Origin of the sequence: Rhodohalobacter sp. 614A, from assembly GCF_021462415.1 — a bacterium.
Taxonomy (GTDB): Bacteria; Bacteroidota; Rhodothermia; order Balneolales; family Balneolaceae; genus Rhodohalobacter.
In genome coordinates this window covers 14,345-29,703 of the sequence record NZ_JAKEDS010000002.1, presented here as the reverse complement: position 1 = coordinate 29,703, position 15,359 = coordinate 14,345, and the positions used below count along the sequence as shown (strand labels likewise).

Sequence of the window (15,359 nt, the reverse complement as noted above, 5' to 3'; positions counted from 1 at the left end):
TCAAAATGTTGTGTTAATTCCTACGGAGAAAACTCGTGGAATGGGATAGATACCCGTGTCTATTCCGTTTGAGAGTACATTTCCGCTACCAATCTCCGGGGTATATCCGGTGTAACTGGTCCATGTGAACAGGTTATTTCCTTTCACATAAATTCTTGCACGAGTCATATTCAAATTATTTACCAGTCCCGTCGGAAGGCTGTATCCAAGAGCAATACTTCGAAGTCTCAAGTACGAACCATCCTGAATAAATCGATCGGACGGTAAATAGTTGTAGCCGCCATATGAAGGACGTGGTTCAGAATTACTGGTTCCTTCGCCGGTCCAGCGATCCCAAACATGTTGCTCAAAGTTGTAAGGATCAGGACGGACTGCGTTTTTACCGTTAAATAATTCATTTCCGTACTGCCCCTGAAAAGCAACTGACAAATCCCAGTTTTGATATGCCAGATCAACCGAAAATCCGTAGACCAGATCAGGGATCGGAGAACCGATAAAAGTTCTGTCGTCTCCGTTTAGAGTACCATCTCCATTGGTATCTACAAATCGAAGGTCTCCAACACCGGCGTTTGAAAGATGTGGGTAGCTGTCCAACTCATTCTGATTTTGGAAGATACCATCGGTTACGTATCCATAGAACGATCCAATTGGACGGCCGACTATCGATCGGGTAACCTGCTGGCCGTTTGCCAATCCTCCACCGATCAGCTCATCATCAACTTCACTGTTTCCACCGATATCCTGAACTTCGTTATGAATGGTATTACCGAGGACTGTGATTCCATATGAGAAATCATCGCCTATGTAATCTTCCCAGTTCACCCGAAATTCAATTCCTCTGTTAAGAACAGATGCTGCATTATATCGCACTTTTTGTCCCTGTCCGTTTCCGAGATGGCCGGGAGTGGAAAGTTCAATCAGAATATCGTCTGTGACCCGGTTGTAGAAATCAAATTCACCAGACAATCGCTGGTCTAACATGCCGATTTCTAAACCGATATCTGTTTGAGTAGTGGTTTCCCATTGCAGATCGGGGTTCCCTGATTTTCCATATGTAGCCGCATTATAAGTGGCATCCGGATTTCCGAAAACAGCTAATAACCCGGCATTTATACGCGAAAACCGATCATAATAAGTAATCTTTTCATTACCAATCATACCCCAGCTTCCACGAAGTTTCAGGTTACTAAGCCATGTAATATCTTCCATAAAAGCTTCCCGGTCGATATTCCAGCCCAATGCGGCTGATGGGAAAGTACCCCACTGATTTCCTTCCGAAAATTTCGATGAACCGTCTCGTCGGATTGTCAGAGTGGCCGTATACTTACCATCATAGGAATAAACCACACGCCCCAGGTACGACATCATATTGAAATACTGGTTTGGATCTACCTCATTGAGGATAGACGATAACATGTTGATGTTATTCGCTTCATCGATAACATAAGAGGGATCGATATACCAGAAATCTTCATCATCCCGAAGTATATTCTGGCCAGACAGCTCCAATCGCTCAGATTTCACCTGCTGCATGGTAAGTCCGGCAACCGCATTAACACTATGCCTGCCAAAATCTTTGATATAGTTTATCGTATTCTCCCAAAGAAGATTGTAATTCAGGGTTTCTCCTTTAAACAGATCGCTGAATTCATTGTTCTGCTGCGACTGCGTTCCATCAGGATTATACACTGTAAATGCCGGCGTGAAATTTTTGGCGCGATTCAGAGAAGCATCTGTACCAAAACTGGTTCTGAAAAGGAAATCTTCAAACAGTGTAAATTCACCGAATACGTTTCCAACAACCCGAACTCCACGATTGTAGTTATTAGAGTACTCCAGGCTGGCCAGTGGATTTCCTACGTTGTAAACGACCCCAAAACTTCCATCCGGATAGTAGGGATCTAACAGAGGCTGTGCCCGATAAGCTGCAAAGGATACATTTGGAGCAATGCGTTGCCGGTACGGAGAGATGGTGAGATTATTTCCCAGTTTTACGTTATCACTGAGATAATAATTATTGTTCAATTTCAGGTTCAGTCGCTCGTAATTCGACTTGTCTATGATACCTGCCTGTTGGAAATAGCCAAGACTCACATAATAATCGGATTTATCCGTGGCTCCACTAACAGATATCTGGTGATTCTGCATTGGAGCGGTATCAAAAATCTGATCCTGCCAGTTTGTGTTCGGAACGGCATCCACATTATTGTAAGATCCTGGGCGAATCTCATTGGCTATGATGGCAAATTCGCGACCATTTAACAGATCAATCTGTTTTTCCAACTGCTGAACGCCTCCTTCAACCGACACGGTTACCAATGTACTGCCCTGTTCAAGGCCCGAGCCGGTTTTTGTTTGAATCAGAATAACTCCATTCGCACCTCTTGATCCGTAAATTGCGGTAGCTGACGCATCTTTCAGAACTTCAACGGATTCAATATCTGCAGGATTCAGAAAATCGATGTTATCAAGAATTACCCCGTCAACTACATATATTGGAGAGGAATCATTAAATGTTCCTACTCCACGAATTCGCACAGCCGAGCCATCTCCCGGCTGACCAGACAAGGCACTGATTTGCACACCACTTACCTTTCCCTGAAGGGATTGTTCGGCATTAAAGGTTGTAAAATCCCCGATTTCTTCTGCCGGAACCTGGCCTACCGAACCGGTTACATCACGTTTACGAACGGCTCCGTAACCGATGACTACAAGTTCATCCAGTTCACCGACTCGTGGTTCCAGTTCAATGAATAGTTCCTGTTGTCCTTCAACATTTACTTCTTGTAGAGTATAACCGACGTATGAAAAAATCAGTACATTTTCACCGGCTTGAAGGGTAATACTGAAATTACCATCCATGTCGGTTACCGTTCCTCGATTACCACTGCCCTGTACTCGTATGTTTACACCCGGAAGTGTTTCCCCGCTCTGGGCATCTACCACCGTTCCCTGAACCTGTTGCTGGGCCCAGGCATTCTCACTGTTTAGAAGTCCGGTTATTAAAATCACAAAAAGAAACAGAATGGGCCTGCCTGTTTTTGTAATTCCGGACATCCATTTGTTACATGCTTTCATGGATTTTTTCATTTTATTCTGTTTAATAATTAATCTGTTTCATCGAGCCAGCCGCCTGTAAATCCGGCTTTTTCCAATCCTTTTTGGATGTATTCGTTTTCCCGCAAAATGCTCCAAATCAAACCTGTTTGAAGGTTTTCCAATTGAATAATGATAGGCCCCTGATCGATTCCTATATAATCTTCGTTAAACCAACCATCTTCCTGATAGGTCAGGTTGAAGGCATCTATAAAGCCATATCCCGTATAGAGCTGATCACCAAATCTCTCTTTCATTGTATAAAGTGCAGCCAGTGTCTCTTCGGGAGCAAATGGGATGGATCCACCGGCAGCTGTGGGAACAATGGTTCCATCATCCTGGATATATCCGGCAGCCGCTCCACGGGCGTGATAGGTTCGGAAACGAACCGATTTGGAACCGATTTCACGTGTTTCATTTGCAGGGCCGTCGCTTGCCGTTAATCCCCAAATATTTTCTCCATATCCCTCAAAATTGTTGGGATTATCAATGCAATAGGCTCTGTTTGCAAGAGTGGCACGTCTTGAGTTTTCGAAATAATCGATTCCCTTCTCTCGCATATAATCATCCTGAATGCCGCGAAAATCAACGAACATTTGCGAATACTGGTGACCAAAAAGCGGGCCAAAATTCACATGTTCAAATCCATAGAAATCTTCCCAGTCGTATGTGGATGTCCAAACATCCCAGGAATTATCAGGAATGGGATGCTCTGGCGAGCCTAAAGCGAGAATCAATAAAATCATCGCTTCATTGTAGCCTTTCCACTGAGCTTCTATAAATCCTCTTTCCGGACGCCATCCCATAGACATGGTAGGATTGTTATTCATCGCCCAATCCCATTCAACCCGTCTGTATAAAGAATCGGCCAACTCACGAATTTTAGTTTCTTCTGAATTGTCCCCATCAAAATAGCTTTGAGCGGTTAGAATTCCGGCCATCAGCAAACCCGTATCTATAGTAGAAAGCTCAACATCTTTAAATCGCGTACCAGATCCGTAGTTCAGAAAGTGGTAGTAAAATCCCTTGTAACCGGCAACTCCCTTTTCATCATCACCCACAGGAGCATTCCAAAGCCATTCCAATACATTTAGTACTCGCTCTGTTCCCTCTTCCCTGGTAATGTACCCGTTCTCAATTCCTATTATATAGGTTGGCAAAGCAAAACCGGTGGCAGCGATACTGGCAAAATTTCGTGTGGGATACCGATCATCACTTTGCCAAGTTGATGTATCCACAACCTCCCAAAAATAGGTGAATGTTCTCTCTTTTAAATCTTCCAAAAATGAAACAGGAACCCCGTGAAAGGTATCTGTTGTATCCGCTTTAAATTCACTATGAATTTGGTGTGTCTTTTCTTGAGAAGTTTTCTTTGAATCCAGCCCATAGGAATTTGCTCTTATCCCTTCGGATTGCGCCAGAAAGAATATCATCACGAGTAAAGTTAAAAATCTCCAAAGGTCGTCTTTGTATCTACATCTTTTCATACGTTACTGCTGTTACTTGGAATAGTTTTCGTTATGGTGACTACACCTTTCCGTCTCTTTTAAAGATTAATCACATCACTTTGCTTAGCAAGAACTTTAAACTCAATAAAATTACTACACTCGAAGAAAAGCGCTTTTTTAACACTACAACAACACTACGTCACTTCAAATGAGATCGCCGTTTATGGCTTTTAATCGGGGTTTTTAATAAAATGCTGTTTCAATATTCAATATTTCCTGATGAGTCCGATACAGAAACTTTTATGTACAAAGATGGCCGATTTTTCCGGGGCTTGGATAGGAAATATTTCTCTACTTTAATAGTTCGATTCAATAACGGCCGCAACTCCGTCTCATTATTCTGTATTACTTATTTTTGATTTTGTTCCAAAAAATCATTGGATTTTGGTTTTTGGAACAGTGATTTTTTAACGATGAAAAACCAGATACCCTTTGCGTTCGATGTACCCTCGGTTTCGGAGCTGACAGATCAAATCAAAAATATTCTTGAAAGTAATTTCCGGGATATCCTGGTAGAAGGTGAAATCAGCAATGTAAACCAAAGCCGGAACGGCCACTATTATTTTACCGTAAAAGACGATTCCGCCCAGCTTCCCTGTGTCATTTGGCGCAGCACTGCCAGCCGGCTTGATGTGGAGTTGCAGGATGGTCAACAAGTGGTGCTTGGGGGAGACATCCAGGTGTATCCACCCCACGGGCGTTACCAAATGATCGTTACCCTTGTTCAACAAGCTGGAATTGGGCGCCTTCAAAAAAAGTTCGAAGAGCTTAAGAAAAAACTTCAGGATGAAGGACTCTTTGATGATTCCATCAAAAAACCTCTTCCTCCTTTCCCTTTTAGAGTTGGCGTAATCACATCATCCACGGGAGCTGCCTTTCATGATATTCAATCAACTTTTCAACAGCGCTGGCCTGTAGCTACGCTGTATCTTCATCACGCAAGTGTACAAGGAATGCAGGCCGCCGGTGAACTGGTAAAAGCCCTGGAGTATTTTGAACGGCAGGAAAATCCGGTGGATCTTATTATTATTGGACGCGGTGGCGGCTCGCTGGAAGATTTATGGCCGTTTAACGAAGAAATTGTAGCACGAGCCATTCATAAGTGTGCTATCCCAATTGTAAGTGCTGTGGGACATGAAGTTGATTTTAGTATTTCCGATTTTGTGGCCGATGCCCGGGCTGCAACGCCAACACAAGCCGTGATCATCTCTACACCCGATATCAATGAACTTCGTTTTCAGATTGAGGATGATGTTAAGACTCTTGAATCCCTGATTGCGCAAAAAATTCAATATTACAGGGATTATGTGGATCGCCTTGCCCACTCGCACGCTTTGCTCGTTGTACAAGAAAGGCTGACTATTCAGAGAAATAGAGTGGATAGCCTGAGGGAAAGAATGCGAAGCCGATTCCGGCAGATGGTTTTAGAACGCGAATCCACACTTCAATATTCCATGAATCAATTGGAGCAGCAAAGTCCCAAAAACTCCATTCAAAATTACTCCCGGCTGATAGAATCACTTAATGAAAAAATGAAAAACAGATCGGAAAAAGTTCTGAATGATAAAACATCGCGTTACAAAGATGCTTTTGCAAAGCTGAGAGAAATCAATCCGAAAGCCCCCCTGGAAAAGGGATTTTCGAGAATTCTGCAGGACGGCAAGTGGATACGCACCCAAACAACGTTTGATCCCAAAAAAGAACTCCAAATTGAATGGAAGGACGGACTTGTACGTTTACCTAAATATTCTGAATCAACAGATTCGTAAACCTGGCACAAACATTTGATTCCACAACAGATACACAGTATTAGCAGGCTAATACCCATCATCTTAAAGCATTACAAATAGCCAGATATTTATTAGATTCCCATACATCATTCAAAAAGAAGTTACCGCTTGATGAATACACTTATTGCAGGGTTTGACAAAGAGGTCAAAAAAACATTATTCAACGCCCTCCAGAGGCGACATCATTATATAGTCATCACAGAGCCGACTGACCAGGGATTGAATCTTTTGGAGGAGAAGAATTTTTCGCTCATTCTAATCAGTGATTATTCTGAAGAGGCCATCCAGTTTTGCAAACTGATTCGGGCAAAAGAGCACGGCAGAAAGTACACGATTTTTGCAGTTATTACTCAATCGGATGTTGAACACCTACACCGCCTGATTGACGCCGATATTGATCAGTACATTATTGAATCACTTCACAGCGAACAGCGGCTGGATGTTCGGCTTGCATTTGCTGAAAAAATGGCCCGGAATAAAGAAGGCCAGTTCCTTATCGAAATGAAACTTCGGGAAAGTGAAGCCCGTGCACGCAGTATATTACGAACAACCGTCGATGCCATTATTGCGATCGACGACCGGGGAAGTGTGCGAACGTTCAATAAAGCTGCAGAAGATCTTTTCCAGTACAGCAGCTCCGAAGTGATCGGACAAAATATAAAAGTTTTGATGCCCCAGCCCTACCGTCGCGAACATGATGGCTACATACATAACTATCATCAGACGGGTGATCGAAAAATAATTGGGATTGGCCGAGAAGTGACCGGTAAACGAAAAGATGGTTCAACTTTCCCGATGTATCTGGCGGTCAGTGAGGTGAATGTAAACGGACAACGCCTCTATACAGGTATCATCCGGGATGTTTCAGAACAACGCCGTCTTGAGCAGGAAGTACTGCGGGTGAGCGAACATGAACGTTTCAGAATCGGGCAGGATCTGCATGACGGGCTTGGGCAAATGCTGACGGGAATTACCCTGATTACCAAAAATATTGCTTCTTCACTGAAAGATGAAGATCATCCTCTGGCAAAAGATGTTGTGGAAATTACCGATTTACTGAAAGAAGCGGATGAATATGCCCGCGGACTCTCCAGAAACCTGATTCCCGTTGAACTGGACAGCAGTGGCCTTGTTGCCGCACTTCAACGCCTCGCCACAAATGCTGAACGTCTTTTTAATATCGAGTGCAAATTAAAAGATACTCTCAATATTCATTTTGATGATCCCACAAGCCTGACTCATTTGTTCAGAATTGTACAAGAGGCTACGAGTAACGCCGTAAAACACGGAAATGCCTCGAAAGTACAGATTGATATGAAACACGATGAAACGAAACTTATCGTAAAAATTGAGGACAATGGAACAGGTTTTTCCCAGGACTGGGATAAACATAAAGGACTGGGAGTCAGGATTATGAAGTTCCGATCCCGGTTAATCGGTGCAAATTTTGAAATAGAAAAAAGCAGCCTCGGCGGAGCAGCAATTTTGGTTACACTTCTCGCCGTGGGATCCTCCTATAAAATCTTATCTTCTTAACAACTTTAGCAATAAGCAAACTTAACCATGGCTGAGAACAAAAAAATCTACATTGTTGACGACCACCCACTTATGAGAAAGGGGTTGGTAATGACTATTGAAAAAGAGATTGGTTTTGAAGTTTGTGGTCAGGCTGAAAGTGCTGAAGAAGCACTCACGGATATCATTAATATGAAACCACATGTTGCAGTTGTTGATATTTCCCTTCCGGGGATGAACGGCATCGAACTCATCAAAAATGTACTGCATCAACAGCCGGATTTAAAAATACTGGTAGTTTCCCGGCACGATGAAGAGCTCTATGCGGAACGCGCCCTGCGGGCTGGAGCCAAAGGTTATCTGATGAAACTGGAAGCCGCCGAAGTTTTGATTTCCGCAATCAGGCAAATATTGAAAGGAGGAATTTACCTGAGCGAAAACATTGGTACAAAACTGATCATGAAAATGGCCACGGGCAATGCCTCCAAAAGCGACAATCCTCTTGATTTGCTTAGCGATCGTGAACTTGAAGTTTTCGAACTAACAGGAAAGGGCCTCTCCACAAAAGAGATCGGCCATAAATTACACATCTCCGTTAAAACCGTGGAATCTCATCGGGCAAACATCAAAGACAAGCTCCAGGTAGACACTGCAAACGAATTGATGCGCCATGCCGTAAAGTGGGTAGAAGAGTCCGCCAGATAGCTTTTTTATGATTTTCCCATCCATTTCTCCTACAGAAAACTCCGTCTCTTCTTTATACACATCATAGGGGAAATCCCCATTCCTATAGGGGATGTCCTTACTGCTCAATCAGATTAAGTCCTCTTACTCTTATTTCTGTTTCTTGCAATATTTGTTCCGTCATCAAGAAACAAACAACAGATGACGGCCACATTACGGCTCAAAAAAATTTTTAATAATTACCCAATAAACACAGAAAAAAATAAGACCATGAAAACTCTAACAACTACATTATCCTTTATATTTTTATTCTCGCTTTGGGGCATTGGATTGCAAGCCCAAGATAATGATCGGGTGTTACCCTATTATGTCTCTCCTGATCAAACAGGCTTGAACGAATTTGAAGCTCCCTTCTACACCGACAAAGAATTCGATGGTTTTAATCTTCGAATTGGCGGCTCTAACACGTTACAGTTCCAGGGAATGAGCCATGATAATGCCGCAGGTGATTTACCCGACCTTGAAAACAACTTTAACCTGGCAACCTCAAACCTGGATTTTGATGTAGCTTTGGCTCCCGGATTGAGAATGCACCTCAGAACCTATCTTTCATCTCAACACCACCCGGAAGCATACGTTAAAGGTGGATATCTGCAAATGGATTCATTTGATTTCATTGAAGAAGGATTTCTTTCTGAATTAAGTGACCACATGCGAATTAAAGTGGGACACATGGAAAACAACTACGGTGATACTCACTTCCGACGAAGTGATAACGGTGCTACGATCTTCAACCCATTTGTAGGTAACTACATCATGGATTCATTCACAACAGAAGTTGGTGGTGAAGTGTACTTGTACAACGGACCGATATTTGGAATGATTGGCCTTACCAATGGTAAATTAAATCAAAGCACTGTTGAGGGCGACGTTAAAACAAAAGCAACTTTCCTCGCAAAAGTTGGATATGACAGCCAAATAAATGACGATTTCAGATTCCGAATTACCGGATCTCTCATGAGAATATCTGAAGCTGCCCGAATTTACATCTACGCTGGCGACCGGGCAGGTAGCCGATACTATAACGCAATTGAACCCGGCAACTTCCGGGCTGGCCGATTCGACCCTGCATTTGCTGATGCTGGTGGTGGAGAAATGACATCTATCATGATCAACCCATTCCTGAAATATCAAGGCCTGGAATTCTTCGGAGTATTTGAAACCACATCCGGTCAGGGATCTGCTGAGCCCAGCTCACGATCATTCACACAACTTGGTGGAGAACTTCTCTACAGATTTGGTGCAGATGAAGACTTCTACATCGGCGGACGATACAACACTGTATCTGGTGATCATATTTCCGATGGAGACGTTGACATCTCAAGATTGAACATCGGTGGTGGCTGGTTCCTCACCAAAAACGTACTGACAAAAGTTGAATTTGTAACTCAGTCTTACGATGGATTCTCCGGAGTATATGATGATGCAGAATTCAGCGGAATCAACATCGAAGCAGTAGTAAGTTTCTAAGAAATAAATTGAATTAATAAACCCCATGCAGGGTTGTAAAAAAACAACCCTGCAAATTAAATTTACAAAGCTATGTATACTCAAAAAATAATATCCCTTTTCATCGCGCTACTATTCATGGCAGGATCAGCCGTAGCACAGGACATCACACTTACCGCTCAGGAATCCTCCAGCATGATTATTGACGGAGACTCTAACGTTCATGACTGGGAGGCCCAGGCTACTGAAGTAAACGGTACTCTTGTTCTTCAAAATATAGAGTCTGTCAGTGCAGAAAATCTTACACCTGAATCTTTTAAAAGCCTGAGTTTAACCATTCCTGTAGAGGGAATTGATGCTGAGTCTGGTGGGCTCAAAAAAAATATCCATAAACACATGGAAAAAGATGATTACCCGAATGTTACTTTCGAGCTTAATAACGTTACAGAAGTAACCAGTCAAGACGGTGCATTATTAATCACCGGAAACGGGGTTATCACAGCTAAAGGAACTTCCTATACGGCTGATATGCAGGTAACAGCAAATGTTCAGGATGGCAGCATCCAGTTCACTGGCGAAAAACAAATTCTGATGACCGACTTTGGTATCGATCCGCCGACCGCAGTTTTTGGTACAATTCGATCTAAAGATGAAGTTATTATAAAATTTGACGTATCTTTCAGTAGATAGCCATAATATTTTTTTCAAGATGAAAAACTTCCCTAACATATCATTTATGAAGATAGCCGTTCTCATGCTCTTCAGTCTGATTTTTGCGGGGGAAGTTTTTTCATTTCAATCTACGTTTGTCCCTCTTAATGAGAGTAAACTTTGGTTCCAGGGACGATCAAATGTCAATGAGTTTGAATGCCTTGCTGAGAATTATTCAGGAGAAGCAACACTGCCTGAATTCAACAATCCTTCATCTCTTTTAAATGAAGTCACAGAAATACTTTCTGTACAAATAGAGATTGAAGTTGACAGCATAGAGTGTGGTCAACGAAAGATGAATAAAGACCTGCAGAAGGCACTTAAGGCAGATACATTTCCTGAGATTACTTTTGTATTTGAGCAGGCCGATTTGATAAGTCAGCCTCAGTCATTTGATGATGCATTTGAAGTGAGAGTGCACGGAAACCTAACCGTCGCGGGAAACACCAGGGATATAAGCTTTATGACAAATGCCTATTACCTGAATGATGAGAGAGTCCGTGCAGTTGGTCAAACAACAATACGAATGACCGATTTTGGGGTAGAACCCCCGACGGCACTAATGGGACTAATCAGAGCTGATGAAGAACTAACCGTCCATTTCGATCTGATAGCCATAGGCAATAATTAATAGCGAGAAGAGAGATGCTTAAAAAATGGATTGAAGAGATTCGTAAACATTCGAATCTTTATAAAACGGACTCATGGAAATATCATATCTCTGGCAATGTTATTGAGATTTCCATCTTACCTGCCTACCTGAAAGACAGAAATAATTACCGATGTTCTGTAATTGCTGTAGGCCAGGTTTTAAAGGCGCTCTCATGCTACATCGAAAGGAACCAATCCAATTTTCACATCCAGAGCTTTCCAAGTTTAGAAAACCCCGGTGTGGTAGCTTCTATAAGAATTGATGTTAACAGTACGTTTGTTCGAAATTCAACACCTTCCAAGGATAAATCACATAAAAAAAGTGATCCTGAAAAAATCATTCAAACGCTGGCGAGACAGTATCAATTGGATATTAAGCAAATTGAGCAGACAGAGATCTTGCAAGGTAATGGATTAAGCAGCAGTGATTTTGAATTATGGTTCGCTCTCTATTCTACATTTAACAACCCTTTCACATGGTTAAATGTGGGTTATTGGAAGGAATCAATCCAAAATGACTGTCACGATCATTTATCCCCAAACGAATTCCGGGTTATCGATTTTTGTGTTGATGATGAAGCAGAGAAACCAGATCTTCAAACTCCCAAAAACCGATATCTTCAATCTCTGATTGGATTAAATTCTACCGTTACAACCGGCTAGAGAACAATCTATTGATTACCCGAGGGTTGAGTCGATCTCAATATCACTCAATAATGTTTTATGAACGGGACATTTCTTTGATATTTCCAGCAACCGGTTGAGTTGTTCCTCATTTAAGTCTCCCTTTATAATAATTTCCTTCTCTATTCTATCGATTTTGGCGTTTGGATCATCACAATCCACACAATCATCGGCATGAACTTTCGAGTGCCTCATTTCAATAAAAATATCTTCAACAGGCCATTTTTTTCTCTCAGCATACATTTTCATTGTGATTACACTGCAAGAACCTAATGCCATCAACAAATAATCGTATGGCCCGGGCCCTTCATTACTTCCGCCCGCTTCTTCTGGTTCATCCGCAATTAATTCGTGATTCCCGGCCGTCATTACCGTTTTATAATTCTGGTCTCCCAAATGGATATGCACAATGATTTTATCGGCAGATTCTGACATCGCTAAATAACTTGGTTTTGATTGGTTTATCCCACGCAGGATAACTCTTTGAAAATTATCGAAAAAGATCTCACCGGGAATTCACAAGCTCTTTTTCAAAAATATTTTTTGCGAATTTGAGCTCGAATATTGTGCCTTCCGAAGAGCTTTCAAACTTATATTCTGCTTCGAGTTGAATAGACAAAATTCTGATGATATTCATTCCTAACGTAGTCGACTCATTTGTATTTAAGCCTTCTGGAAGACCGATCCCATTATCCTGTATTTTCAATTGTAAACACCCATTTTCTTCCTGGATACTTATCCAAAGAGAACCCTCCTTTCTGCTTTTAAAAGCATGCTTGTAGATATTGGTAATCACCTCATTTATAATCAGTGAGCAGGGTATGGCCTGGTTAATATTTAACTCATGCTCTTGCTGAGATATGTTGATATTCACGTTTTTGCCACCTCTCAATGTCTCATCAATCCCATAAGTCAGTTTCGTGATGATCTCGGAAAATAGAAGTCTCGAAAAGTTATCTGTTTGATAGAGAAGTTCATGAATGGACGCCATTGTTTGAATCCGGAATATACTGTCGTAGAGCCGTTCAAGAACCTGTTCGTTCTCTTCATCATACGCTTGCAGCTGTAAAATTCCGGAAATAATAGCCAGGTTATTTTTTACGCGGTGATGAATTTCGGATAGTAAAACTTCTTTCTCTTCGAGGGATTCCTGTAGGATTTTCTGCTCTTTAACCCGCTCTGTAACATCGCGGGAATTAGCTACATATCCGTTAACAGCCGGCTCCTTGGTCAAATTTGTAATAGTCGTTTCCAGCCATCGCCAGTTGTAATTTACATCTCGAAACCGAACCACCGGAATTTTGAATCGCTTCAATGCCGGCAAATTTTTTATCACTCTGATAATCTTGGCTTTATCTTTCTCATGGACAAACTGTAGCAAATTTTTTCCAACAAAATGCTCGGATTTGATTCCAAGAATATTTTCGGAGGTTGGGCTTACATATGTATAAATACCATTTTGATCGAAAATTGCCAGCAAATCAGATCCCTCCTGAACCAAGGCCTTAAACCGTTTTTCATTCTCAATCAATTGCTGCTCCATCTTTTTCTTCTCCGTGATGTCAATAAGGGTAGAAATCATCAGGTTTTGTTCATATAGAGGAATATTCTGGGCCTGTACAATTCTCTCTTCTCCATTTTTTGCAGTAATCCTAAAACCCTCCCAAACCATTCTATCTAATTCACCACTCTCGGTGTCTTCAAGAATTCTGCCTTTAATTTCATTCCTGTAGGCTTCTTCGGGAAAAAGAAGTTCATAAACCTTCTCACCATCAGAAAGTTCTTCCTTTGGCCATCCGCAAATTTCGCTGTATTTGTTATTGATTAGTTGTGTTTTGCCTGTTGATGTACTGTAAGCAGCAATGCCAAGAGGCAAATTTTCAATTGCTGTTTCTATAAACTTATTATACTCTTTCAACTCTCTTTCCGCTTGCTTTTTTTCAGTTCCGTTTCTGGCTACACAATATATGAGCCCATCTTTTTCATCCCATTTGGCCGACCAGATAACGGGTATATGAGATCTGTTTTTATGTACGTGCCGATTTTCAAAATTATTCATTTCTCTTCCGGCAACAATCTTCTTGAAAGCCCGACGGGTTTTGTGTACGTCTTTATGATGAACATAATTAAAAATAGGTTGCCCTATTATTTCATCAGGTTGGTACCCCCAAGCTTCTATACATTTTTCACTTACCTCTACAAATCTGCCTTCAGTATCTACAGTACAAATTACATCTGGTGACTGATTCATGATTTTGTGCAACTTTTCCCTGCTTTCACTAACCAATAATTCAGCCTGCTTCCTTTTCTGAATATTCTGAAGGGTCCCATAGAGTTGGGTACATGTACCATTCTCAAATTTCGCCTCGCCTACAATACGCGTCCAAACGGTTTTGCCATTCCCTGTAATCAACTCTATTTCTATATCAAAACTACCTCCCCTTTCTATGCAACCCGCTATGGCTTTTTGAATGATCTGCCTGCTCTCTCCTTCTTTTACAAGTTTGAATGCATCATCAAGCTTTAAATCAGTATCCAGGTCAATTCCATGTAACTCCTTGATGAAAGGAGTCCAGTAGAAAACAGAATCCTCTACATTCAGTTCCCATGTCCCGATTCCGCTTAACTCATACGATCGCTTGACGATTAATTGCTTCTTCTGAAGTTCATTTTTCCTGTGAATTCGATCTATCTTAAGGGAAAGCTGATAAGCAATGGAACGAATCATCTGCTTTTCTTCATCTAAAAATGGTGCTTCCTTTTGATTTGAGAAATCATCCGAATAAGCCACATGAACGTTCAACTTATCCCTCCGAAGAGTCTCGTTGGTTTCAGTCAACATCCACTTTGAAGGAGCAAAGCCTTCTGTTGTATACCGATGGCCATCAAATTCAATACAGCCGGATGAGTATTCAGTGTATTGCATGGCTTCCGGAAGACATTCCACTGCATTTTGAAGAAGTTCATTCACTGAAAGCTCGTGTTCATTCAGATTAGAAATTGTATAGAGGCAAGTGAGCTCTTTGACCCTCTCCTTCAGAAGTTTGCTTTTAGACATGCTTGAATGAAAAAATTATCAGTCTCATTGAGAAAAAATAAATTGAGCTACCTAAAAAATCTGGCAGGACCGAAGAGTAAACTTGTCTATTTCATTGCGAACCTAAGACTTATAGACATCCCCTAAATTAGCACATATCCTACAATCTACAAT

11 protein-coding genes are annotated in these 15,359 nt (G+C 41.6%); 7 read left to right on the top strand and 4 right to left on the bottom strand.

Features of this window, described 5'->3' with window-relative positions; translation table 11 throughout:
• Complete coding sequence (locus L0B18_RS09030; RefSeq protein WP_234571435.1) at positions 1-3,090, bottom strand: SusC/RagA family TonB-linked outer membrane protein; 3,090 nt, start codon at positions 3,088-3,090, stop codon at positions 1-3.
• A gap of 17 nt (positions 3,091-3,107) precedes the next feature.
• Positions 3,108-4,583 carry a glucoamylase family protein gene (locus L0B18_RS09025; protein ID WP_234571434.1) on the bottom strand — a complete coding sequence of 492 codons (1,476 nt, stop codon included), beginning with the start codon at positions 4,581-4,583 and terminating at the stop codon, positions 3,108-3,110.
• Positions 4,584-5,017: 434 nt separating this feature from the next.
• Here L0B18_RS09025 and xseA point away from each other — a divergent pair, with 434 nt between their 5' ends.
• The 7 genes from xseA (at position 5,018) to L0B18_RS08990 (ending at position 12,127) form a co-directional block, all read left to right on the top strand.
• Positions 5,018-6,373 carry an exodeoxyribonuclease VII large subunit gene (gene xseA, locus L0B18_RS09020; RefSeq protein ID WP_234571433.1) on the top strand — a complete coding sequence of 452 codons (1,356 nt, stop codon included), beginning with the start codon at positions 5,018-5,020 and terminating at the stop codon, positions 6,371-6,373.
• A 132-nt stretch (positions 6,374-6,505) separates the two neighbouring features.
• On the top strand, positions 6,506-7,930 hold the full coding sequence (locus tag L0B18_RS09015) for a sensor histidine kinase (protein ID WP_234571432.1): 1,425 nt from the start codon (positions 6,506-6,508) through the stop codon (positions 7,928-7,930).
• 27 nt (positions 7,931-7,957) lie between these two features.
• Positions 7,958-8,614: a response regulator transcription factor gene (locus L0B18_RS09010; RefSeq protein WP_234571431.1), complete on the top strand. Its 657-nt coding sequence runs from the start codon at positions 7,958-7,960 to the stop codon at positions 8,612-8,614.
• Between the two features lie 249 nt (positions 8,615-8,863).
• Positions 8,864-10,123, top strand: a complete 1,260-nt coding sequence (locus L0B18_RS09005) for a hypothetical protein (RefSeq protein ID WP_234571430.1) — start codon at positions 8,864-8,866, stop codon at positions 10,121-10,123.
• A gap of 72 nt (positions 10,124-10,195) precedes the next feature.
• Positions 10,196-10,792 carry a YceI family protein gene (locus L0B18_RS09000; RefSeq protein ID WP_234571429.1) on the top strand — a complete coding sequence of 199 codons (597 nt, stop codon included), beginning with the start codon at positions 10,196-10,198 and terminating at the stop codon, positions 10,790-10,792.
• Positions 10,793-10,838: 46 nt separating this feature from the next.
• Positions 10,839-11,444: a YceI family protein gene (locus L0B18_RS08995; RefSeq protein WP_234571428.1), complete on the top strand. Its 606-nt coding sequence runs from the start codon at positions 10,839-10,841 to the stop codon at positions 11,442-11,444.
• 14 nt (positions 11,445-11,458) lie between these two features.
• Entirely contained in the window at positions 11,459-12,127 is a 669-nt protein-coding gene (locus tag L0B18_RS08990) for a hypothetical protein (protein ID WP_234571427.1), read from the top strand.
• Positions 12,128-12,142: 15 nt separating this feature from the next.
• Here L0B18_RS08990 and L0B18_RS08985 read toward each other — a convergent pair whose 3' ends face one another.
• Together L0B18_RS08985 and L0B18_RS08980 are read right to left on the bottom strand one after the other, a co-directional pair.
• Positions 12,143-12,583 (bottom strand): OsmC family protein, encoded by a 441-nt coding sequence (locus tag L0B18_RS08985; RefSeq protein WP_234571426.1) that lies wholly within the window; start codon positions 12,581-12,583, stop codon positions 12,143-12,145.
• A 70-nt stretch (positions 12,584-12,653) separates the two neighbouring features.
• Positions 12,654-15,206, bottom strand: a complete 2,553-nt coding sequence (locus tag L0B18_RS08980) for a PAS domain-containing sensor histidine kinase (protein ID WP_234571425.1) — start codon at positions 15,204-15,206, stop codon at positions 12,654-12,656.
• Between the last annotated feature and the right edge of the window lie 153 nt (positions 15,207-15,359).